This window comes from Labrys sp. F242, from assembly GCF_057813875.1.
In genome coordinates, this window is sequence record NZ_JBVASG010000070.1 from 1 (window position 1) to 254 (window position 254).

1 pseudogene is annotated in these 254 nt (G+C 62.2%); it reads left to right on the plus strand.

Annotation, left to right across the window (positions count from 1 at the left end):
* Nucleotides 1–127: pseudogene (locus ACZYTC_RS34475) on the plus strand (L-glyceraldehyde 3-phosphate reductase); the annotation flags it as partial.
* Nucleotides 128–254: the final 127 nt, after the last annotated feature.

Consider the following 254-nt stretch of genomic DNA (forward strand, 5'->3'; position numbering starts at 1 on the left):
GCGTTACGACGCCATGCAATATCGCCGGTCCGGCCGCTCGGGCCTGCAGCTTCCGGCTCTTTCGCTGGGCCTGTGGCATAATTTCGGTGGCGACATCCCTTTCGAGAATGCCAGGGCGCTCTGCCGCTTTCCTCAGTATTGGAGCCACCTATGACTTATGTCGCGGATGAGGCGCGTTACGACGCCATGCAATATCGCCGGTCCGGCCGCTCGGGCCTGCAGCTTCCGGCTCTTTCGCTGGGCCTGTGGCATAA